General features: G+C 53.6%; 25 protein-coding genes and 1 tRNA gene. 14 read left to right on the plus strand and 12 right to left on the minus strand.

All coding sequences use genetic code 11. From position 1 onward, the window contains the following. The first annotated feature begins 27 nt into the window (after nucleotides 1-27). Nucleotides 28-103: transfer RNA gene (locus WCK51_14890), tRNA-Arg, on the plus strand. A 42-nt stretch (nucleotides 104-145) separates the two neighbouring features. After that, the gene (locus WCK51_14895; protein ID MEI7578174.1) at nucleotides 146-505 is read left to right on the plus strand and encodes a MerC domain-containing protein; all 360 of its coding nucleotides are present in this window, start codon (nucleotides 146-148) and stop codon (nucleotides 503-505) included. A gap of 1 nt (nucleotide 506) precedes the next feature. Here WCK51_14895 and WCK51_14900 read toward each other — a convergent pair whose 3' ends face one another. Further along, nucleotides 507-962 carry a hypothetical protein gene (locus WCK51_14900; protein ID MEI7578175.1) on the minus strand — a complete coding sequence of 152 codons (456 nt, stop codon included), beginning with the start codon at nucleotides 960-962 and terminating at the stop codon, nucleotides 507-509. A 157-nt stretch (nucleotides 963-1,119) separates the two neighbouring features. Here WCK51_14900 and WCK51_14905 point away from each other — a divergent pair, with 157 nt between their 5' ends. From WCK51_14905 to WCK51_14915, 3 genes are all read left to right on the plus strand, one after another. Then, nucleotides 1,120-1,998: a PEP-CTERM sorting domain-containing protein gene (locus tag WCK51_14905; GenBank protein MEI7578176.1), complete on the plus strand. Its 879-nt coding sequence runs from the start codon at nucleotides 1,120-1,122 to the stop codon at nucleotides 1,996-1,998. A 90-nt stretch (nucleotides 1,999-2,088) separates the two neighbouring features. Continuing rightward, on the plus strand, nucleotides 2,089-2,559 hold the full coding sequence (locus WCK51_14910) for a redoxin domain-containing protein (protein MEI7578177.1): 471 nt from the start codon (nucleotides 2,089-2,091) through the stop codon (nucleotides 2,557-2,559). 48 nt (nucleotides 2,560-2,607) lie between these two features. Continuing rightward, nucleotides 2,608-3,591: a sugar phosphate isomerase/epimerase gene (locus tag WCK51_14915; protein ID MEI7578178.1), complete on the plus strand. Its 984-nt coding sequence runs from the start codon at nucleotides 2,608-2,610 to the stop codon at nucleotides 3,589-3,591. Nucleotides 3,592-3,649: 58 nt separating this feature from the next. On the opposite strand, the gene WCK51_14920 is transcribed toward WCK51_14915, so the two are convergent. Further along, entirely contained in the window at nucleotides 3,650-4,456 is an 807-nt protein-coding gene (locus WCK51_14920; protein MEI7578179.1) for a hypothetical protein, read from the minus strand. 107 nt (nucleotides 4,457-4,563) lie between these two features. On the opposite strand from WCK51_14920, the gene rpmE reads away from it, so the two are divergent. Genes rpmE through glyA form a run of 3 tightly spaced genes read left to right on the plus strand, consistent with a single transcriptional unit; the run spans nucleotide 4,564 to nucleotide 6,986 of the window. Then, nucleotides 4,564-4,809: a 50S ribosomal protein L31 gene (gene rpmE, locus WCK51_14925; protein MEI7578180.1), complete on the plus strand. Its 246-nt coding sequence runs from the start codon at nucleotides 4,564-4,566 to the stop codon at nucleotides 4,807-4,809. 20 nt (nucleotides 4,810-4,829) lie between these two features. Beyond that, entirely contained in the window at nucleotides 4,830-5,714 is an 885-nt protein-coding gene (locus WCK51_14930; GenBank protein ID MEI7578181.1) for a polysaccharide deacetylase family protein, read from the plus strand. Nucleotides 5,715-5,729: 15 nt separating this feature from the next. Next, complete coding sequence (glyA, locus tag WCK51_14935; protein ID MEI7578182.1) at nucleotides 5,730-6,986, plus strand: serine hydroxymethyltransferase; 1,257 nt, start codon at nucleotides 5,730-5,732, stop codon at nucleotides 6,984-6,986. A gap of 45 nt (nucleotides 6,987-7,031) precedes the next feature. Here the strand turns inward: glyA and WCK51_14940 are convergent, their stop codons facing one another. Further along, the gene (locus WCK51_14940; protein ID MEI7578183.1) at nucleotides 7,032-7,874 is read right to left on the minus strand and encodes a DNA-formamidopyrimidine glycosylase family protein; all 843 of its coding nucleotides are present in this window, start codon (nucleotides 7,872-7,874) and stop codon (nucleotides 7,032-7,034) included. Between the two features lie 23 nt (nucleotides 7,875-7,897). On the opposite strand from WCK51_14940, the gene pdxH reads away from it, so the two are divergent. Then, the gene (gene pdxH, locus WCK51_14945) at nucleotides 7,898-8,497 is read left to right on the plus strand and encodes a pyridoxamine 5'-phosphate oxidase (protein MEI7578184.1); all 600 of its coding nucleotides are present in this window, start codon (nucleotides 7,898-7,900) and stop codon (nucleotides 8,495-8,497) included. On the opposite strand, the gene WCK51_14950 is transcribed toward pdxH, so the two are convergent. From WCK51_14950 to WCK51_14960, 3 genes are read right to left on the minus strand one after another with little or no spacing between them, the layout of a single operon-like run. Further along, nucleotides 8,498-8,956, minus strand: a complete 459-nt coding sequence (locus WCK51_14950; GenBank protein ID MEI7578185.1) for a hypothetical protein — start codon at nucleotides 8,954-8,956, stop codon at nucleotides 8,498-8,500. It lies immediately after the preceding gene. Between the two features lie 6 nt (nucleotides 8,957-8,962). Continuing rightward, the gene (locus WCK51_14955; GenBank protein MEI7578186.1) at nucleotides 8,963-9,475 is read right to left on the minus strand and encodes a hypothetical protein; all 513 of its coding nucleotides are present in this window, start codon (nucleotides 9,473-9,475) and stop codon (nucleotides 8,963-8,965) included. A 31-nt stretch (nucleotides 9,476-9,506) separates the two neighbouring features. Next, nucleotides 9,507-10,328, minus strand: a complete 822-nt coding sequence (locus tag WCK51_14960; GenBank protein ID MEI7578187.1) for a M23 family metallopeptidase — start codon at nucleotides 10,326-10,328, stop codon at nucleotides 9,507-9,509. Nucleotides 10,329-10,401: 73 nt separating this feature from the next. Between WCK51_14960 and hpt the strand changes: the two genes are divergently transcribed. Together hpt and rho are read left to right on the plus strand one after the other, a co-directional pair. Then, entirely contained in the window at nucleotides 10,402-10,935 is a 534-nt protein-coding gene (gene hpt, locus WCK51_14965) for a hypoxanthine phosphoribosyltransferase (GenBank protein MEI7578188.1), read from the plus strand. Between the two features lie 60 nt (nucleotides 10,936-10,995). Next, nucleotides 10,996-12,405, plus strand: a complete 1,410-nt coding sequence (gene rho, locus WCK51_14970) for a transcription termination factor Rho (GenBank protein MEI7578189.1) — start codon at nucleotides 10,996-10,998, stop codon at nucleotides 12,403-12,405. Between the two features lie 40 nt (nucleotides 12,406-12,445). On the opposite strand, the gene WCK51_14975 is transcribed toward rho, so the two are convergent. After that, on the minus strand, nucleotides 12,446-12,868 hold the full coding sequence (locus tag WCK51_14975) for a thioesterase family protein (protein MEI7578190.1): 423 nt from the start codon (nucleotides 12,866-12,868) through the stop codon (nucleotides 12,446-12,448). Between the two features lie 41 nt (nucleotides 12,869-12,909). On the opposite strand from WCK51_14975, the gene WCK51_14980 reads away from it, so the two are divergent. Beyond that, on the plus strand, nucleotides 12,910-13,461 hold the full coding sequence (locus tag WCK51_14980; GenBank protein ID MEI7578191.1) for a GNAT family N-acetyltransferase: 552 nt from the start codon (nucleotides 12,910-12,912) through the stop codon (nucleotides 13,459-13,461). Between the two features lie 5 nt (nucleotides 13,462-13,466). On the opposite strand, the gene WCK51_14985 is transcribed toward WCK51_14980, so the two are convergent. Together WCK51_14985 and WCK51_14990 are read right to left on the minus strand one after the other, a co-directional pair. Further along, nucleotides 13,467-14,240, minus strand: a complete 774-nt coding sequence (locus WCK51_14985; GenBank protein ID MEI7578192.1) for a PhzF family phenazine biosynthesis protein — start codon at nucleotides 14,238-14,240, stop codon at nucleotides 13,467-13,469. After that, entirely contained in the window at nucleotides 14,237-15,382 is a 1,146-nt protein-coding gene (locus WCK51_14990; protein MEI7578193.1) for a 2-isopropylmalate synthase, read from the minus strand. The genes WCK51_14985 and WCK51_14990 overlap by 4 nt, the downstream gene beginning before the upstream one ends. 44 nt (nucleotides 15,383-15,426) lie before the next feature. Here WCK51_14990 and WCK51_14995 point away from each other — a divergent pair, with 44 nt between their 5' ends. Further along, nucleotides 15,427-15,666 (plus strand): NIL domain-containing protein, encoded by a 240-nt coding sequence (locus tag WCK51_14995; GenBank protein ID MEI7578194.1) that lies wholly within the window; start codon nucleotides 15,427-15,429, stop codon nucleotides 15,664-15,666. A 52-nt stretch (nucleotides 15,667-15,718) separates the two neighbouring features. Continuing rightward, nucleotides 15,719-16,606 carry an acetylxylan esterase gene (locus WCK51_15000; protein MEI7578195.1) on the plus strand — a complete coding sequence of 296 codons (888 nt, stop codon included), beginning with the start codon at nucleotides 15,719-15,721 and terminating at the stop codon, nucleotides 16,604-16,606. On the opposite strand, the gene WCK51_15005 is transcribed toward WCK51_15000, so the two are convergent. The 3 genes from WCK51_15005 to era form a co-directional block, all read right to left on the minus strand. Further along, nucleotides 16,596-16,832 (minus strand): hypothetical protein, encoded by a 237-nt coding sequence (locus WCK51_15005; GenBank protein ID MEI7578196.1) that lies wholly within the window; start codon nucleotides 16,830-16,832, stop codon nucleotides 16,596-16,598. The two genes, WCK51_15000 and WCK51_15005, sit on opposite strands and share 11 nt — an antisense overlap. Then, complete coding sequence (locus WCK51_15010) at nucleotides 16,807-18,687, minus strand: Xaa-Pro dipeptidyl-peptidase (protein MEI7578197.1); 1,881 nt, start codon at nucleotides 18,685-18,687, stop codon at nucleotides 16,807-16,809. The genes WCK51_15005 and WCK51_15010 overlap by 26 nt, the downstream gene beginning before the upstream one ends. Before the next feature lie 65 nt (nucleotides 18,688-18,752). Then, entirely contained in the window at nucleotides 18,753-19,640 is an 888-nt protein-coding gene (era, locus tag WCK51_15015) for a GTPase Era (GenBank protein ID MEI7578198.1), read from the minus strand.

Here is a 19,640-nt window from a genome sequence, read left to right on the forward strand (position 1 = left end):
GGTTTGAGGTAATCTCTTCGTCCTAACGCGCTCGTAGCTCAGTGGATAGAGCATCAGCTTGCGGAGCTGGGGGTCGGAGGTTCGAGTCCTCTCGAGCGCGCCAAAGTTTTCTGATTCCGTTACCCCCTTAGGGTATCATCTTAGCGTGAATCGGCCAAATGTTGACCAACTTGGCTCTGTCGCAAGTTTCGCTTGCGCGGTTCACTGTGCCCTCACGGGGCTGGCATTCGGTGTCCTTTCTTCGGCAGGGCTCGGGTTTATCGGAAATCACAGCCTTGAGTTGTTTTTCATTGGCTCGACCATTGTATTCGGGATCTGGGCGGTGATCAATGGACTGCGAGTCCATCGCCAATGGCATCCCGCGTTGTTGTTCGGATGTGGTCTAACGATGATCTACCTGGCTCATGCGATCGAGCCAGGCTGGATTTTTTCGGTGCTTGGAGGCGGATTTCTAATCACATTTCACTGGGTGAATCAGAAGAATATGCGTCGTTGCAAAGCCTGACTCACATCGAGTGATCGCCATAGAGGGTCTGAATGTAGCTGACTTGGCCCATGTGGTAGCTCGCGTTCCAGCCTGCGAACGTCATGGTTTGGAGGAAGGTGTATTTGCCCCACGGGAACTCGACTTCGGTCTGATACTCAGCTTCAGGGAATGCCTTGACGGCTGCGATGAACTTCTTCAAGTTTTCGTTCGCAGCGGCTTCGCAAGCGTCAAGATCAAGGAGAGCAGCCTTTGCTTCCTCAAACCCCCCAAAAATGGAGGGGTCGAATCCGCGAGCGCTGAGAAGACCAGGGACCCAGAGCGGGCACAAGGCGACTTCTTGTGCTTGGTTAAGAGTAGAGCGACCAGCGTCGAGGGGTTTCCACTCCAGTTTTTCCGTAGGAACCTTTCGGCAGGTGTAGAAGAAGTTGGCGAGGTTACGTTCGGTGTCTTGGATGATGAAGTCGATGACGTTCATAGCAGGAGAACTATACAGGCGTCTACATATTTGTGTCAAGGGTCTGTTTCACTAAACTGTGAGAATTACCTGCCAAGAACTTAGAGCGTTTTGTGAGAGTTGTGTTATAATACGGGTGTGAATACGTATTCTCGTATTCTTTCAAGGTGAATTGGCAATGAAGCGATTTTTAATTGGTGGGCTAGCACTTGCTGCAGTCTCAAGTTCTTTCGGGCAGTTTGTTATCGACGGCAGTAAAGATGCTGGATACAACAGCGGTGGAAGTTTCCAAACCACGCCAACAGGCTTTGGTAACTCGACCTTAGGGCAAGTTGGTGCTGCGAATGGTTCCGAGCTTGACGGGTTGATTGCAGAGATAACTCCAAACAATCTGGTCATGTTGTTCACCGGGAACCTTCAGTCCAACTTTAACAAGCTTGAAATTTTTATCGATGTTGACGGTGCTACAAGCGGTCAAAACATCCTCGCTGCCAACGCCGGAAGCGGGCTTTCCGGTATGAGTGGGCTGAGATTTGACACTGGTTTTGTTCCTGAGTATTGGTTTAGAGTCAATGGTGACGGAACTAATTTTTTCGTCGATTCAGGAGTCCTTGGCGCTTCTTCGGTTACCCAGACATACCGTGGCACCAACACCTACGGCGCAGGCTCAGCAGGCGCTCTCACGGGTGGGACAAATGGCGGCGTGCTCGCAGCTATCAACAATAGCAACACAGCTGGAGTTGACGGCTCATCGGTCGGAACGCCTTCAGCCGTTACGACTGGTGTCGAAATATCCATTCCTGTAAGCCTTCTTGGAAACGTGACTTGGGGGCAAGGGCTCAGAGTTTCAGCGTTCATTAACGGTGACAGCGGCAACTTCCTATCGAACCAAGTACTTGGAGGTCTGCCTTCGGGTACGGCGAATCTTGGAAATCCAACGAGCGTCAACTTCAACAATATCGCTGGTAACCAGTTTGTTGCAGTTCCAGAGCCTGCTTCGATGGCTGTGCTCGGCCTCGGAATCTTCGGTCTCGCTCGACGACGACGAAACAAGTAAGTCTCGCGACACAAACAAGAACGCCACTCGCATACGAGTGGCGTTCTTGTTTGTGACTCTTGCTCAACCAGGAACGTAGAGAAACCTCGTATGGCACTCCCAGTCGGCACCGCCGCTCCAGATTTCACCCTTAAGACCAAGAACGCGGAGGGACTTCATGAAATCACCCTCTCGAATCACAAAGGCAATGACAACGTTGTTCTCCTCTGGTTTCCAGCTGCGTTTACCGGTGTCTGCACCAAGGAGTTTTGTGACCTCAGCGGGGGGATTCACAACCTTCCAGGTGCAAAGGTCTACGGAATCTCTTGCGACTCAGCATTTGCTCAGGAGGGTTGGGAAATGGCGGAAAACATCACGGTCACCTTGCTCAGCGACTACGCGCACAAAGTGACTGAGGCTTACGACGTCGTGCTACCTGATCTGGCGGGGCTTGGACCCGCATCGAAACGGGCAGCATTTGTGATCGATAAAGAAGGCATTATCCGCTACTCGGAAGAGACTCCCACCCCCGGCGATCTGCCCGATTTCACGGCGATTGTCGAAGTTTTGAAATCCCTCTAAATCAAACCGCACATCTTCGCCCGAAAGGGAATAAACTCACGGGCGAAGATGAAGATTGGTCTGTTTATCGCGCTGTTCGGCGACAAGTCACTTGACGATGCCCTGGATACATGTGTTGCCGAAGGCATCCAGTCGGTCGAAATTGGATGTGGAGCCTATCCCGGTGCGGCCCACCTCGACGTAGAGAAGTTGCTGGAGAGCAAGGCAGATCGAGATGAACTGCTTAAGAAGATCGAGAGCCGAGGTCTGATCCTTTCGGCCCTGAGCTGCCACGGTAACGCGCTGCACCCGGTTAAGAGCATAGCCGACGATCACCACAAGGCGTTCGTGAACGGTGTCAAGCTTGCCTCCATGCTCGGAGTTCCGGTCGTCAACGGCTTCAGCGGCTGCCCCGGCGATGCGCCTGGTTCAAAAAATCCCAACTGGGTCACCTGCGCGTGGCCAGACGAGTTCCGCGACATTCTGGAGTATCAGTGGAAGGATGTGGTTTTCCCATATTGGAAGGAGCAAGCCGCTTTCCTCAAGCAGCACAACGTGAAGTTTGCGATTGAGATGCACCCAGGGTTCGTCTGCTACTCCAACGACACCCTTCTAAAGCTCCGCAACGGAGTCGGAGCGGATGGCGAGTGGATCGGCGCGAACTTCGATCCGAGTCACCTCTGGTGGCAGGGAATTGACCCGATTGCCGCAGTTCGACAGCTCGCTCAAGAAGGCGCACTGTTCCATGTCCATGCAAAGGATACGAAGATCAACGACTACACCTCCGCTTTGAACGGGAACCTAGACGCCAAGTCTTACGGCGATATCAATGGCCGAAGCTGGGTGTTCCGGTCGGTGGGCTATGGCCATGGAGTCGAATGGTGGAAGCAGTTCTGCTCCGAACTTCGGATGGGCGGCTACGATTATGTTCTTTCGATTGAGCATGAGGATGGCCTGATGTCGCCAATGGAAGGCCTCCGAAAGGCTCTGGATGTATTGAAGCAGTCGGTGATCCAGGAATCTGCCGGCGAGATGTTCTGGGCGCGAGACTAAGCTAGGCGGAAGTTGGAAGTTAAAAAATCGGAGTCTTCCAACTTCCGACTTTACACTTTCACGCCGCGCCGCGGAGCTGTTCTAGCTCTTCGGTGAGTCGACTGGCGACTCGCTTTGCTCGCATCCCCATTGCCTGAATCAAGGCAATCTGCTCGATGCTGTCCGAAGGCACCAAGTAGGGCCAAGGTTCAACGCTCACACCTGCACTTTGGGCGGCCATTGTTGCGATTTCTGTAGCCCCGATGATGAGCTTCTCTTTATCGCTGAGATCGAAGTCTTGGGGACCCTGCAAGGCAATTTTTAGCTCGCGGGTGAGATTCCAGGCAGAGGCTAGTCGGCCAGCTGCGGCGTGAATTGACTCACCGTTGACGGTCTGAAATGCGTTTGCGATAGGAATCTGTCGCAAGCGCGCTACAGTTGCCGCTGTATCGAACTCTTCGGGGTATTGCCGAGCCACTAACGCGGCCGACAAAGACGAAAACATTGCAAAAGATGCTGCTCGAAGTTGCAATTCCGCATCTGTCAATGTGAGATCCTGCTCCAGTGCCATCGGAGCCAAGCAACCGATGACCAAGCATCCCAGCGACATCTGGGAACCACTTACAACCGCGCTTTTGACTCTTGAGCCGGAGATCCACAGGTCGGATGCGATGGCGAGCTGAGCCAAGGCGGTGGGCCCAGCACGCTGAATGATCAGCGGCATGTTGCTCTCGAATCCCAAAAACTCGCAGATTGTCCGCGCAGTCCGGCTGACGATAATGTCAGAAGCCAGCACTGTCAGCAAGGTTCGCGCATCCTGTTGCTCCTGCTGGATCAGCAGCATCGCCGCGGTCGGCGGGAGCGGGGTTGCGTGCAACGAGTTCATCGGCAATCTTGACAGGTGCTCTGGGCACCACAGTAATAGTTTCGGGAACCTGGGCGGGAATCCACACAGTTTTTCAATTAAGGTATCATAGGAGGTTCGAGGTTATCATGAAGGAAGGAATTCACCCAACTCAATATCCAGTCATCTTTGTTGACGGAGAGCACGAGTGGACGGGCACATCAACCACCAAGACCGCTAACATCCGTTCGGTCAACGGTGTGGATCATTACGTTATCAACTGCGAAATCAGCGCGTTCAGCCACCCATTCTATACGGGTCAGAAGAAGCTGGTCGACACTGCAGGTCGCGTCGAGAAATTCATGCGACGTTACGGCAATCAGCCAAAGAAGTAAAACCGGAGTCCCACCTGCTCATGCGCCCGAAGCAGAGAAAGGGAATCTTTATTACAGCCGCAACGGTTTTCGGAATCTTTGCGGCTGGTTTGCTTTTCAGTGCTCTACGCATCCGTCGCGAAGAGGGGATTGCTCTCTCCAAAGGGATGTCCCCGGTTTACTGGGCGGATAGGTTCACGGGTAAAGACTACTTTGATCCAGCTCGTCGAATTTGGTTCAAGGGAAATCGTGATAGAAAGACGGTGTGTCTCACAATTGATGACGGACCCCACCCCGTTTCCTGCCAACGAATGATCGAGGTTCTGAAGGAAAAGAATGTCAAAGCGGCATTTTTTTTGGTAGGCAAGCAAGTCGATGGAAATCCTGATCTCGTTCGAATGATGGTCGAGGGTGGTCACGAGATTTGCAATCACACCTACGACCATGTCCGGCTCGACAAACTAAGCCGCCAAAAGGTTTTTGATCAGATTCATGGTTGTGATGTTGCCGTTGAGAATGCCATCGGCAAAAAGATGACCCTTTTCCGCCCACCCGGAACTCGGTATTCAGATACCGTCCTTGACGTTCTTAAGCAGAAAAACGAAGTGCTCGTTTACTATACGATGGGAGCAAAAGACTTTGTGGGCACTGTTCCCGACTACGAACTCACCCCGGAGCTTCGGAAACTGCCCAAGATAACCTCGAAACTGATTCAAGAATACGTTCTGAAGCAGCTGAAACCTGGCTCCATAATCCTCCTTCACGACAATCCCATCACTGCCGAGGCGCTGGGTCCCATGATCGATGAAATCCGGGCGAAAGGCTACGAATTCGAAACCTGTGCAGAGATGATGAAACATCTCCCGAACCCAGTTTACGTGGATGTTAATCCAGCGGCTTCGAACATTGTTGCCCAATCGAGATAGACGCCATAATAAGGAATGCCTCAGCATCCTCACCGCGTTCCCCTCGAGCAAGCAGACCCAACGATTTTCGGGCTGATCCAGAAGGAAGAGCGGCGGCAGGAAGAGAACATTGAACTGATCGCCTCGGAGAATATTGCTTCTCTTGCTGTGCGAGAGGCGATGAGTTCGGTTTTGACGGACAAGTACGCCGAGGGCTACCCAGGCAAACGCTATTACGGTGGTTGCGAGGTTGTTGACGAGATCGAGCAACTTGCAATTGATCGCGTGAAAGAACTCTACGGCGCCGAGCATGCCAATGTTCAGCCCCACAGCGGAGCGCAGGCGAACATGGCGGTCTACTTCGCCTTCCTTAAGCCAGGTGACACCCTGATGGCGATGAACTTGGCGCACGGCGGACACCTCACCCACGGCTCTCACGTGAATTTTAGTGGCATGTTCTACAACATCGTCCCTTACGGCGTTGCCGAAGGGTCGGAAGTTATCGACTACGACGCATTCCGAAAGTCCGCCCTTGAAACGAAGCCGAAAATGATTGTCAGCGGGGCAACCGCATACTCTCGGCAGTTCGATTTTGCCAAGATCAAGGAGATCGCGGACGAGGTCGGCGCACTCCACATGTGCGACATGTCTCACTATTCGGGACTCATCGCTGCGGGTGTCTACGATTCGCCGGTTCCACACTGCGACTTCGTGACTTCGACCACTCACAAGTCCATTCGTGGTCCGCGTGGTGGAATGGTCCTGTGCAAAGAGCAGTATGCCAAGGAGATCGACAAGTCGGTGTTCCCAGGCATCCAAGGTGGCCCTTTAATGCATGTGATTGCTGCGAAGGCAATAGCTTTTGGTGAGGCACTTCAGCCGTCATTTAAGGACTATCAGAGGCAAATCGCTGCGAATGCCAAAGCTCTGGCAGCCGCGATGGAGAAAGAGGGTTTCCGCGTCGTCTCCGGCGGAACCGATTCCCACCTCATGCTCATCGACCTTCGCCCTTACGGGGTCACTGGCAAGATCGCCCAGATCGCGCTTGACGAAGCCGCGATTACAACAAACAAAAACTCGATCCCGTTTGATCCCGAAAAGCCGTTTGTGACCTCGGGAATCCGACTTGGAACTCCGGCGGTAACGACCAGAGGCATGAAGGAAGGGGAAATGTCTGAGATCGCTGCGCTAATCGCGCAGACCCTGCGTGTTCACGATGATCCGGCTGGCCTAGCTGCAGTCCGGGTGAAAACGATTGAGCTGACCAAGCGATTCCCGATTCACTTGTTCTGAGTTTTGGGAGTGCGTCGGCGCCGCGAACGACCTCCCAAAGGCGTTCTAAACCTGACGACTTGGCACCCAAGCCGTCGTTCTTCCTCCGATTTGTTCCCGGAGGATCGCTTGGCCGTCGATCAGGTCGTCCCCTTTCGCACCACCCCATCGGTAGTGAAACAGCCAGGAGGGAGGGAACTTGTCTTTGTCAGCTCCAACTTCCACGGCGAGGGAAATGACTTCCTTCAAAGCCGCGTGGAGCCGAGTGCAATCATCGAGACTCAGAGTTTTGCCGTGGCGAGAAGGGCGAATTCTGGCGAGGAAGAGCACTTCATCTGCGATCCAGTTTCCGACTCCGCAAAAGAGCGATTGGTCGAGTAGCAGAGCCTTGATTGGGGCAGATCGACGAGAAATCGAATCGAGAATCGCGCTGGGGGAGGGAAGTGCTGAATAGCAATCCGGACCCAGTTTTGCAATCGCGGCGTCATCCATAGGCGAAGAGCAGAGCCAGATTCGGGCGAGTCGCCGACCGTCGGTCATCACCACTTGACCACCATCATCAGCGGTCAACAACATCTTCAGGAATTTCGGTCGGCCCTCGGCGTCTTCCATCGGAGCTTGGCCGTGCTCCCGCAGTCGAATCGTCGAAGCGCCGATCTCACGGACCCACCCCGCCATCCCAAGGTGCCCGAACAACCAAGGATTAGAGTCGAGTTCCAACCAGAAATACTTCCCAATCCGCCCGGTTCCGGTCACGGTACTGCCGACGACCGCCTCTCGAACGACGGCGGCTGGGGTCTTCTTCAGCACGATCGAATCCTCGGCGATCTCGGCGTCGACAATACGTCGCCCAGTAAGAACTCGATCAAAAACTCGGCGGACGGTTTCAACTTCTGGCAGCTCGGGCATCGTATAAGGATACTGGAGACGGCATGGAGCGAAGCGACTACACAAAAGGTGAACTGCGGAGAGAGAATCTACTTCGAGACCCATTCGAATTGTTTCGGCAATGGCTCCAAACCGCTCGTGAGCATGTCGCCGTTGAACCTGATGCATTCTGCCTCTCGACTAGCGACCATGACGGACGCCCTTCCGGACGCATGCTTCTGCTGCGGGGTGTTGACGAAGGTCTGCTGTTCTACACCAACTATCTCTCGCGAAAAGGCAAGGATCTCACCGCAAACCCGAACGCCGCAATGACATTCTGGTGGGGAACCCTCGAAAGACAAATCCGAATCGAAGGCGAAGTGGAGCAACTGACTCCAGAAGAGTCCGACGCATACTTCGAATCACGGCCACCTTCAAGCAGGCAGGCGAGTGCCGCGAGCCCGCAGAGTCAGGTCGTTTCCAGTCGAGAAGAGTTGATTCAACGAGTTGTCGAGGCGGGTTCCGACCGACCGGCGCATTGGGGTGGATATCGCCTGGTACCCCATACTTTTGAGTTCTGGCAAGGCCGCCCGTCTCGCCTTCACGACCGATTTCGGTATCTGCGAGATGGCAACGATTGGAAGATTGACCGGCTTGCGCCTTAGTTAGCGCAGGACAAGTCCAGCAACTGCCACGACCATCGCGATTGCAGCGATCGTGATGATCTGGAACAGATAAGCGTCTTTGCGCTTCCACGCCTGGAATATGTCGATGATCCCAAGGAAGGCCATGACATAACCGTAACCGTCGGTAAACAGAATCAAACTGACGGACAGTACGCTCCAAAAGGTGATCGAAACGAGGCCTGCTTTCGAAGGCTTGGCGGGAGGATAATCGGCTGCGCGAGGATACTCTACGTATTGCGCCTCTGGCTGAGCCGCCTTTGGAGGCAAGTCCATGAGGCCAAGTTCGGGAATTGTGTGGGCAAGGACACTCTCGCCTCCCGGCGTGATTCGCACGGTTGACCTGGGCAAGACGCGGCCGTCACCAGCCCATGTCACTAGTGTCTCAAGCTCCACCGGCCCATACTCGTTTCCGTCCCTTCCGATCAATACGTATGGCATTCGAGATTATCGGAAGATTGGGCCAATGAAGAATCGGAACCCAAGAGCGATGACCGTACAGACAATCGAGATAACCAATGCAGCAAGTCCGCCCTGCTGATCCTCTTCCTTTGCCTTCCAGCCCATTTGGATTGCATACGATCCGAGGAAGATCGACAAGAATCCGATGGTTAATCCGACCGCTAGCGTTGCGATGGAAAGGCCCACCGTGATCCAAAACGGCTTCATTCCCTGGTCGTTGTAATTCCGCATCATTTGGGCGGTCATGTCGGGTTGTGTGTAGCTCGGGCGACCTTCGTAACCTGCCATGGGAGCCACTGTTCCCATCGAGGGCACAGGTGCCGGCGGGAACAGATTCGACACTTCTGGCATTGTGCTGGCCTGAAGCACCATCCCGTTTGCCTCGTTTCGAATCTTCGATGACGGAACGACCCGATTATCTCGAACCCAGTCCTGCAAAGTTGCCAGTTCGACCGGGCCATATTCCACCCCGTCAGTACCCGTCACAAAGTATCGCATCGATCCATTATGCCTGGTTGAACCCTGAGTGTCAATCAACTGGAGGAACGACTTTGACGACCCGAACATTATCCCCTTCACGGACGAAGTAGATCGAAGCCGTTCGATCCATTGACCACTGTGAGGGATCGGTGAGATTAACAAGCTCCTTGGGAAACTTAAACGTCACGAAACGGGGGACTGTGTTCACTAGGACACGTCCGGTATCAAACTGCTTCGCATACAGAATCCCGTAGAAAACACCTGTTTCGGCTACCCAGTTTCGGCGACACACCTCGAACCGTTCTTGCATCGGGTCTGGCTTGTCTTCCTGGCGCGGAATCTCCGAGAGCGGCGTAATCACTTTCGTTGCCCCTTGCAACGCCCGGGTTGGATTCCTAAGTCCTTTGGAAGAATGCAGTTCAAAGTGCAAGTGAGGGCCCGTTGCCTTCCCCGAGTCCCCGACATAGCCGATGAGCTGCCCCGCTTTCACTCGGTCCCCGTGGCGCAGAATCGGACAGAACATGAAATCGGGGTCGGATCGGTTATCGCCCGTTCCAGGAGAGTCGTTGTTCAGATGGGTTCCCAGGCACTTATAATCCCCTTCCCCGTAGATCCAAAAAGAGTTCACTTTCTTACCGAACGTTCCATCGAAGGGCGCGACGACCGGTGTCATCTTTCGAGCACGAATATCGACACCTGTGTGCCTAAATGAGCCCCGACTTTCGTTGTAATTATTCCTCCAATCACACCGGCCAACGACCGGGAAAATCATTTTTACTTCGGCCATTCCTGACGGGAGGGAAGCGTTGGTGAATGGTGCAACCGGAGGAGGGAACTTACCGTAGGACGCCCAAGTTTGTGCGGCAATCATCGCCGGTATTAAGCATCCCATCCCCATATTAGTACCCGGTTTGAACTTGGGAGTTCCAAGGTAAATTAACAGGGTGAGTCTTGAGGTCCTGATCTCCGAAGCCGATGTGGCCCGCCGAACAAAGGAGATGGCCGCAGATATTTCCGTCTCCATTCCCAGTAGCGACCAGCCGATCATCCTCTTAGGAATCCTTAAAGGCTCCGTTCACTTCCTTTCCGACCTTTCTCGAGCGCTCTGGGCGTTGGATCGAGAATGCCAACTCGAATTCATGCAAGTTAGTAGCTGGCACGGAGAAATGGCGAGCTCAGGAATCGTTCAAATCAAGAAGGACCTCGACAGTTCGATCGAAGATCGTGACGTGGTGATCGTCGAAGACATTCTCGACACCGGACGAACTCTCTCTCACCTTCGCGAGCTTCTCACAGTGCGAAGGCCAAGGTCTCTTCAAATTTGCACTTTGCTGAGCAAGCCGGAAGCGCGGATCGTGGAAGTGGATGCAGAATTCTTGGGCTTCGAAATTCCTGACAAATTTGTGGTAGGATATGGGTTAGATTACGACGAGCGGTATCGCAACTTGCCTTACATCGCTGTCTACCACCAAGATTAATCTCTTCGAGATTCGAACGGTGAATCCCCCTTATCCCACTCAACGGACTGATATACGTCTATGAACCCTACATTTCGACAACGCCAGGGCGCAGGTGCCGCTGGTGGAAACAATAACCAAAATCGTCGCCGTCGCGGACCTCGCGGCAACTCCACCGAGGGTCTGCCAAAAGGCGACATGCAGATCGATCCGGAACTGCTGCCGGAGACCGATTTTAGTCATTACGACGACATGCCCCCGGCTGAGCTCCTCAAGCTCGCTAAGAAGCATAAGATTTCCGCCGACCTCCTCAAGTACGAGGTCATCGAAGCCCTCCTCGTCAAGGTCAATGCTGACAAAGAAGCCGTCTACGCAAAGGGGATCCTCGAGATCATGAACGACGGATGGGGCTTCCTTCGTAAGGACACCTACCAACCCTCTCCCGAAGACACCTATGTAGGCCAGACGCTGATCAAGAAACTCAATCTGCGCGGTGGGGATATCGTGTTTGGACTCTGCAAGCCCCAGAAAGAAGGCGAGCGATACCGAGGCTTGTTCCGAGTTGAATCAGTCAACAACCAAGGAATCACCACATTTACCGCGAAGGCTCGTAAGAACTTCGACGAGCTGACGCCACTTTTCCCTGACGAAAGGCTCGTCATGGAAACCAGTCCAGACAATATTCCAACGCGAATCGTCGATCTAATTTCTCCGATCGGAAAGGGCCAGCGCGCGCTCATCGTTTCACCGCCGAAGGCTGGAAAGACGACGATGATGAAGTCGATTGCCAACGCAATCGCCGCCAATCACCCGGAAGTCTTTTTGATGGTTCTTTTGGTTGATGAGCGACCGGAAGAGGTGACAGATATGCGCCGATCGGTTCGCGGACAGGTCATCTCCTCGACCTTCGACGAGCCTGCCGAGAACCACATGCGGGTTGCTGAACTCTGCATGGAGCAAGCCAAGCGACTCGTGGAGAGCGGCCGTGACGTCGTCATCATGCTCGACTCGTTGACTCGCCTTTCGAGGGCGTCTAACCTCACCATAAACCCTTCCGGACGAACTCTCACGGGTGGTCTAGATCCTTCGGCCTTGTATCGACCTCGCCGGTTCTTCGGAGCTGCGCGCAACATTGAAGAGGGCGGGTCGCTCACGATCATCGCTTCGGTTCTGGTGGACACCGGTTCAAAGATGGACGAATCCATCTTTGAAGAACTGAAGGGAACCGGTAATAGCGAGATCATTCTCGATCGGGAACTCTCGGAGCGCCGCATCTGGCCAGCTATCGATGTTCGTCGATCCTCAACTCGACAAGAGCAACTGTTGTTCAACCCGAACATCTACCAAGGTGTGGTTCAGCTTCGCCGATTGATGGCGAAAGAGCAGAACTCGATGGAAGCCACCGAGCAGTTCATCAAGCTCATCAAGCGAACTCCGAACAATGCTGCGTTTATCGAAAGCGTCATTCAGCGCACCAGCGCGGCAGTCTAAGTTGGAAGTTGGAGGTTGGAAGTCGGAAGTTTTTCGACTTCTAGCCTCCAACTCTCTCTCGCTCAAGCATTTCTCGAATGACGGGAGGAATGGAAACAGCCTTCCGCTGCGAACCCATTAGAACGTGCCAAGTGTAACCTTCGGTGGACACGAGTCCCGTTGACTCGTTGAGCACGGAGTAGTCGAACCTCATTGCGGCCCGCTTAACCTCGCTCATCCAGACTCGAACTTCGATCCAGTCGTCGTATTTGACTTCTCCTTTGTAGCGAGCGTGCACCTCGACGACCGGCAAGAAGTAGCCCATTGTTTCGAGCTCCTTGTAGGCAAAACCTCGATCACGACACCACTCTCCGCGCGCCTGCTCGAACCAATACAAGTAGTTCGCGTAATACGCGTGCCCCATTTGATCGGTTTCGCCATAGCGAACTCGTATTCTTGCGGAGGATTGAGCACCATCTATCATCTTGTTCTCTAAGTTATTGCCAAAAATGTTTTTATAGGATCATGAAGGACGACTTCATCTTTGAAACGGAACGGCTCCGGGTTCGCGTTTGGAAGCATACCGATGCGGAGGCTGCTTTCAGCATTTTTAGTGATCCCGTCGTGATGCGAACCTTTCGAAATGATGGATGGGTTCTCAAATCTAAAGAGGCGTTGGAGCTTGTTCTGTGTGAGGTGGAGAACTCTCAATGCTTTCCAGAACACTACGCGATTACGTTGAAATCGAATAGCCGATTGATTGGTTCGCTCAGTTTTCGGGAACTGGAAGACGATCAAAATCGCGCAAGTGGCGAGTATGAGATCACTTGGATTCTTGCGCGAGCGTATTGGGGGAATGGATATGCCACCGAATCTGCGCGTGGATTCATTCAGTATCTGTTTGGTACGAAGCTGGGTCTTCGCCGGATCCTCGCCAGATGTTTGCCAAGTCATCTGAAGTCGAGGAATGTTGCTGAGAGGATAGGCATGAAGTTTCTTTGTACTTCAAGCCTGTATGGCTCCGGTCTTCTCACCGTTTACGAAATCAGCAACTCTATTTTGGAAGTCTTGCTCTGACTTTATCAAATTGTTAAATGCCCGACGAGAACTGTTTTCGCCTGACCGATCAGCGTGACGCGGTCTCCCCCGCTCCACTGGCATCGTACGAAGCCTCCGCGCCGAGAGGCTTGGTATCCGAGCATTTCGGCTTTGCCAATCTTTTTGCTCCAATAGGGTGCGAGTGCGCAATGAGAAGATCCGGTGACTGGGTCTTCGGCGATTCCGACATTTGGTCCGAAGAGACGAGAAACGAAATCAGTCCCATTTGAGCCTGGCGCTGTAACCATCAGAGCCCGTTTTCCGATACTGGCAATCGCCGCAAGATCTGGCTGAAACTCCCTGACTGCCTTTTCTGTGTCAAGTTGGACAAGCCAATCCAGCCCAGTGGACCCAACGAAAAGAGCATTGTCTAAACCTGGAACATCGTTTGGGAGACCTTCTGGAGCCACGAGAAAGGCAGGAAACTCCAGGTGGTACTCCTTCTCACTTCTCGTGACGCGGAGTTCTCCGCTCAAGGTCTGAAATCGAAATGTTGTAGCTCCCGAGGTCTCAAATAGCCGGTGAGCAGTTGCCAGTGTGGCGTGGCCACAGAGTTCAACTTCAACCGTTGGCGTGAACCAGCGCAGCCGGAATCCTGAGCCCTCGGGCCAGCAAAATGCGGTCTCCGCTTGGTTCATTTCCATCGCAATGTTCTGCATCAACACTTCGTCCAGCGGATCATCAAGAAGGCAAACCCCGGCCGGGTTTCCGGTGAACGGCAGGTGTGCAAAAGCATCAACAAGTGCGATTTCAATCAACTAGCCACTAGCTCTCTCAGGTGCTCGTCGCCAACTTCGGATAAGGTATCCGCCATTTCTAAGAACTTCGAGTAGATCTGCTCGAATCGCTCAGGAGTGAATTCGTATCCGAGTTCTTGGAGGCGATGCTTCAAGCCGTGTCGACCGGAACGAGCCGTTAAAATGATCTCGCTTTTCGCTGCTCCGACCAACGAAGGGTCGATAATCTCGTAGGTGGATCGATCCTTGAGGACTCCGTCTTGGTGGATACCCGAGCTGTGTGCATAGGCATTTGCTCCGACGACGGCCTTGTTACGTTGAACAAGCATTCCGGTGAGTTGAGAAACGAGCCTAGAAGTGACCAACAGTTGGGTGGTATCGATTCTCGTGGCGATGTCAAGAACGTCGCGGCGGACGTACAATGCCATCACAACTTCCTCCAGCGCGGTGTTTCCTGCTCGTTCGCCGATACCGTTGATGGTGACCTCAACCTGACGGGCCCCGCCCATAACGCCAGCAACGGTGTTCGCGGTCGCCATACCCAGGTCGTTATGACAGTGGCAGCTCAAAATCGCCTTGTCGGCGTTCGGAACGTTGTTAAGGATTCCTGCCATGAGATCGCGGTATTCGTCGGGGTAGGCGTAACCGGTTGTGTCTGGAACGTTGATCGTGGTAGCTCCGGCTTTGATGACTTCTTCGACAACCTTGTAAACGTAGTCCCGATCTGCGCGGCCGGAGTCTTCCATGAAGTACTCGATATCGTCAGTGAACTGTCGAGCGCATTTAACTGCGTTGACCCCGGTCTCCAACGCCTGCTCCTTGGTCATTCGGAGTTTATTATCGAGGTGGTTTTGCGAAACTCCGAGCCCGGTGTGGATTCTTCTCCTCTCCGCAGGGGCGAGGGCTTCAGCGGCTACTTCGATGTCTTTTTGACGTGCCCGCGTAAGTCCGCAGATTGTTACTCCTTTAAGCTCGCTTGCCAGAGTGTGTACACTTTCGAAGTCGCCAGGGGACGAGATGGGGAAGCCAGCTTCGATGATGTCTACTCCAAGTCGTACCAACTGATGCCCGATCTCAAGTTTCTGAGGAAGGGATAGCCGAACTCCGGGACTCTGCTCACCATCGCGCAGGGTCGTATCGAAGACAAAAAGCCTCTGGTTCATATCTATGTGGATTATAACAGGCGAGGGGTACAATTCCACTCAAGATGACCTCCGTTCTAGTGAACCTTTCCGCAAATGCAGATCAAGTTTCTGAGCCTTGGATTTGGCGGATCAGTCGAGACTTCAACGTAAAGGTGAGCATCGTCAAGGCCAACATCGACGCCGACTTCGGTTACATGCAGGTCGATCTGAGCGGAGAAGTCGAAGACATCCAGCGAACAATTGCTTGGCTGATGACCACTGGTCTTCATGTCGAAGCGCTCAGCCGCGCTGTCGGCGCCTGACAGTAGCGCTCAACATTGTCCGCCGCCAACGATGTTGAGCGAGGCTTCCGAAATGATTGAACTCCCTTACGAGAAACCTGAAGACTTCGAAGCCTTCTGGCATAACGCAACCCACGAGGCCCTTCACCATCCTCTGAAGGTCGTTGACTGGCAGTTCCAAACTACCGAAACCGAGACTCACCAGGTTGACACTTTTGCTTTCGAGGGAATTGATGGCGCCCTAAAATACGGATGGCTGGCGTACCCAGAGGGCGCAAGGAGCCTAAGATCATTTCTATGGCTGCCTCCCTACGGCCGAGAATCCAAGCTCCCGGATCAATATGGGACGCGACCAGGCATGGTCTCGCTCAGTTTTAATTTTCATGGCGAGGGCCCCTTCCATCAAGAGTCATACTCGCTTGAGCGCGGATACTTCTCTCAGGGTGCCGACGAGCCAGAAACTTGGGTGTTCCGGAGAATGTTCCAAGATGCGGTGATCGCTTCTCGGATTCTGCAAGCCCAAGTTCACGTCGACGCAGATCATATCGGCGTATCCGGAATGTCCCAAGGCGGCGGCATCAGCATCTGGCAAGGGGCATGGAATCCCATCATCAAGCGCGTCTGCGCAGACATGCCTTTCCTCAGCACCATCGGCAACACCCTTTTGAACAGTGTCTACCGATACCCGCTTAAAGAAGTTAAGGACTTCATGGATACGATTCCTGTTGGCGAAGCCCGTGTCCTCCATACTCTCAGCTACTTCGACACGGCATTCCAAGCCGAGCACTGCACAGTGCCCACTCAGGTCAGCCTGGGCCTGAAGGACCCCGCCTGCCGGCCGGATACCGTTCGTGCAGCGTACAACTCGCTGACGGGCCAGCGAAAGCTCATCGAGTACGACCATGGCCATGACTGGCATCCAGAGATGGTCGCCAATAACTTGGAATGGTTCACGGCGTAGCTTTGGGGGCTAGCTGGCAGGAAATGACATCATCCAATCGGATCGATTCACGATGGTCGGAAAGGATCAGAAACTCAACTCCCGATTCAATCGTGAAGTCTGATATGACGCCAATCAGCTCGTGCGAACCGTCGCCAACCTTAACTGTCAAGGCGACTCTGTTCTTGAGCACGGCATGGTGCTCAAGAACATCGTGGAACTCACAGTCGATTGGCGAATAGTCCATCAAAAATCCATCCGCCGGGATTGCCGCCGAGGGCCGTCTCATATCCAGAAGAGCCCCCAACGACGGGCAAACTCAAGCGGGTCGCCGCAAGATCAACGGTCAACTTCGTTCCCGCCTTTGGCCAAAGGGTGAACTCTCGATCGCTTGAGAAAATCATCAAGCCGATTTTTCGTCCAGCAGCAATCACTTGATCGTCGGGTTGGAGGTCAAAGGTGAGATCCACAAACTCGCCTGGTTTGAGCGGAGTTCCTCGCTCCATGCTCTGGTAGCTGCCTCCCTTACGCAAAGACTTAGCGTTCTGCGGGTCGGCCCAGCCACGGGTGATGATGTTCGTGAGCATCGGTCCGCCCTCAATCCACGGAAGCTGGACCAAGTAGACGGATAGATTCGCTGCTGGTTTGCTAGACGCGACTCGAATCGTGATCTTAGGCGTCCCGGAAATGTGAAGGGGAGCCTTCAGCTCCGAAGTAGCGAACAGCAAACGGTTTAGGGACGCTTCGGCCTTCGCCAGGGCTGGAGGTCCGAACGCGACATCATCGGTGAGTTCTCCCTTTGATCCAACCGCCGCAGGCACCATGTCGAGAGACTTTCCATCCGGGTAGAGCGAAACAGGTTTAGCCAACGGATTTGGATAATCCGGGTAGGGAGTCGGAGCACCACGTCGTGGAGTTTGCTCACGCATGATGTACGCCTTCGGTCCCTTTTCGATCCCGTTATCTAATCCATACAGGAACCGAGAAAACCACTTGTTCTGCATCTCGAACGGAGGATCGCCACCGTGTCCACCTTGGTGGAAGTACTGCACCAGGGGCACCCTACCCTTAACCGCTTCGCTGATCCGAACAGCGTGCTCAGGAACAACATTCCAGTCATTAAAGCCGTGCGCCATGAGGACAGCGCATTTGATGTTCTTCGCAAACTGCAACAGGTCTCGGTCTGCCCAAAACGAGTTGTAGTCCCCCGTCGTTCGGTCTTGATTCTTGGCGAACAGACCATCCCGGTAAAGTCTGATCCCCGCAGGTCGCAACGCGGGATCCCCGCTGCTCACGAAATCAAATAGTGAGTCAATATCTTCTCCCAGATAGCCTCCAGGACTTCGAACGAGACCGTTAGAGCGGTAGTAGTGATAGTAGGATGTGTTTGGAGAAACCGGAATGATGGCTTCAAGCCCCTTTACTCCGGTGGTTGCGGCGGCAATCGGAAGTGTGCCTTCGTACGAAGTGCCCATCATTCCAACTTTCCCCGTACACCATTTGGCGAACACTTGCTCAGTGCCGTCGATTGATTTGTAGCCCCTGGCCCGGCCACACAGCCAGTCGATTACGGCTTTCGGAGCGAATCTTTCAGGTACGGCTCCGATGGTGACGGCTCCGGTAGATCGTCCCGTGCCGGGTGCTTCCGAGTGAACGATGGCAAACCCACGAGGAATCCACTCCCGGACCATTGAGTTAGAGATCACGGTGCGGTTTGGGTCGTATTTGACGTTCGGGTGCTGGGTGCGGGGAGGGGGTGCAGTTCCAACTTCTTGCTTCACGTCCCAGAGGTCGGAGACTCCATCTGAAGTTCCGGCAAAGTAGGGCGAAGAGTGGTAGATTACTGGAACCTTCAACCCTTGAGTTTCAGTCTGCTTTTGTCGAGTGACGTTGACGAAAACTCGATCCTTCTTGCCGTCTTGATCGGAATCGAACTCAGTTTCGACCCAAAGATATTCTCGGATCCAATCCTTTGGTTCAGCGAAGGCGGGAACGATCTCCGCCATCCCATCAGCGAACCTGGGAATCGCTTGCATATTTGGCTGTTGTCTACCTGGTGTGGCAACCAACAACGAGGAAAGAGCGATTCCGGCGATCAACATGGTTAAGACAGTATGCCCCACGGTTGATCGCTTCGATAAACGAACAGCGAAAAACGAGAGACCCTCTAGCCGTCGTACTCGAGTTCATGAAGAATCCTAGGGTTCTGTCGCCATCCTTCTTGGACTTTAACATGAAGTTCGAGGAAGACCTTGTTGCCAAGCATCTCCTCTAGCTCAACCCGAGCTTGGGTTCCGATTTCTTTGATGAATGCTCCGGCTTTACCGAGCATGATTGGGCGTTGGGAAGTCTTGTCGACGATGATCGTCGCCGAAATCCTGGTGAGATTGCCTTCGTCCTCCCAAGACTCCACCACAACGGCCGTGGCATGAGGAACTTCCTGACGAGTTTTGATGAGGATCTTTTCACGAACGTATTCCGCGGCAAGGAAGCGAGCAGATTGATCCGTGAACTCATCTTCTGGATAGAAAGGAGCTCGTTCCGGCAAGTGAGAAAGCAGAATATCGATGAGCTTGTCGACGTTCTCGTTTTTCGTCGCAATGGTCATCATGTACTCCTCGGTGCCAAACAGCTCGGTGTACTCCTCAACATGTCGCACCACATGCTCCGCTTTGAGGTGATCCATTTTGTTCAGACAGAGAACGACAGGAACTTCTTTGTGCTGTTTGACGAGACGGGCGATGGATTGCTCGATCTCATCCGGTCTCGAAGCCGAATCGACGACGACCAAGATTGCATCGATTCCGTCCAACGCACCTCGCGCTTGCTCCACCATCGCTCGCTGAAGGCGGTTGATTGGCTCGTGGATTCCCGGAGTATCGATGAAGGCGATCTGATACTCAGGCTTCGAAACAATCCCCATGACGCGTCGCCGCGTAGTCTGGGGCTTGCTGCTGACAATGCTCACCTTATGCCCTGTGATCAGGTTGATCAGAGTGCTTTTGCCGACATTAGGTTTACCGACGACGGCGACGTGTCCGAATTTGTGCGCCAT

Source organism: Armatimonadota bacterium (assembly GCA_037138755.1).
Lineage (GTDB): Bacteria > Armatimonadota > Fimbriimonadia > Fimbriimonadales > Fimbriimonadaceae > Fimbriimonas.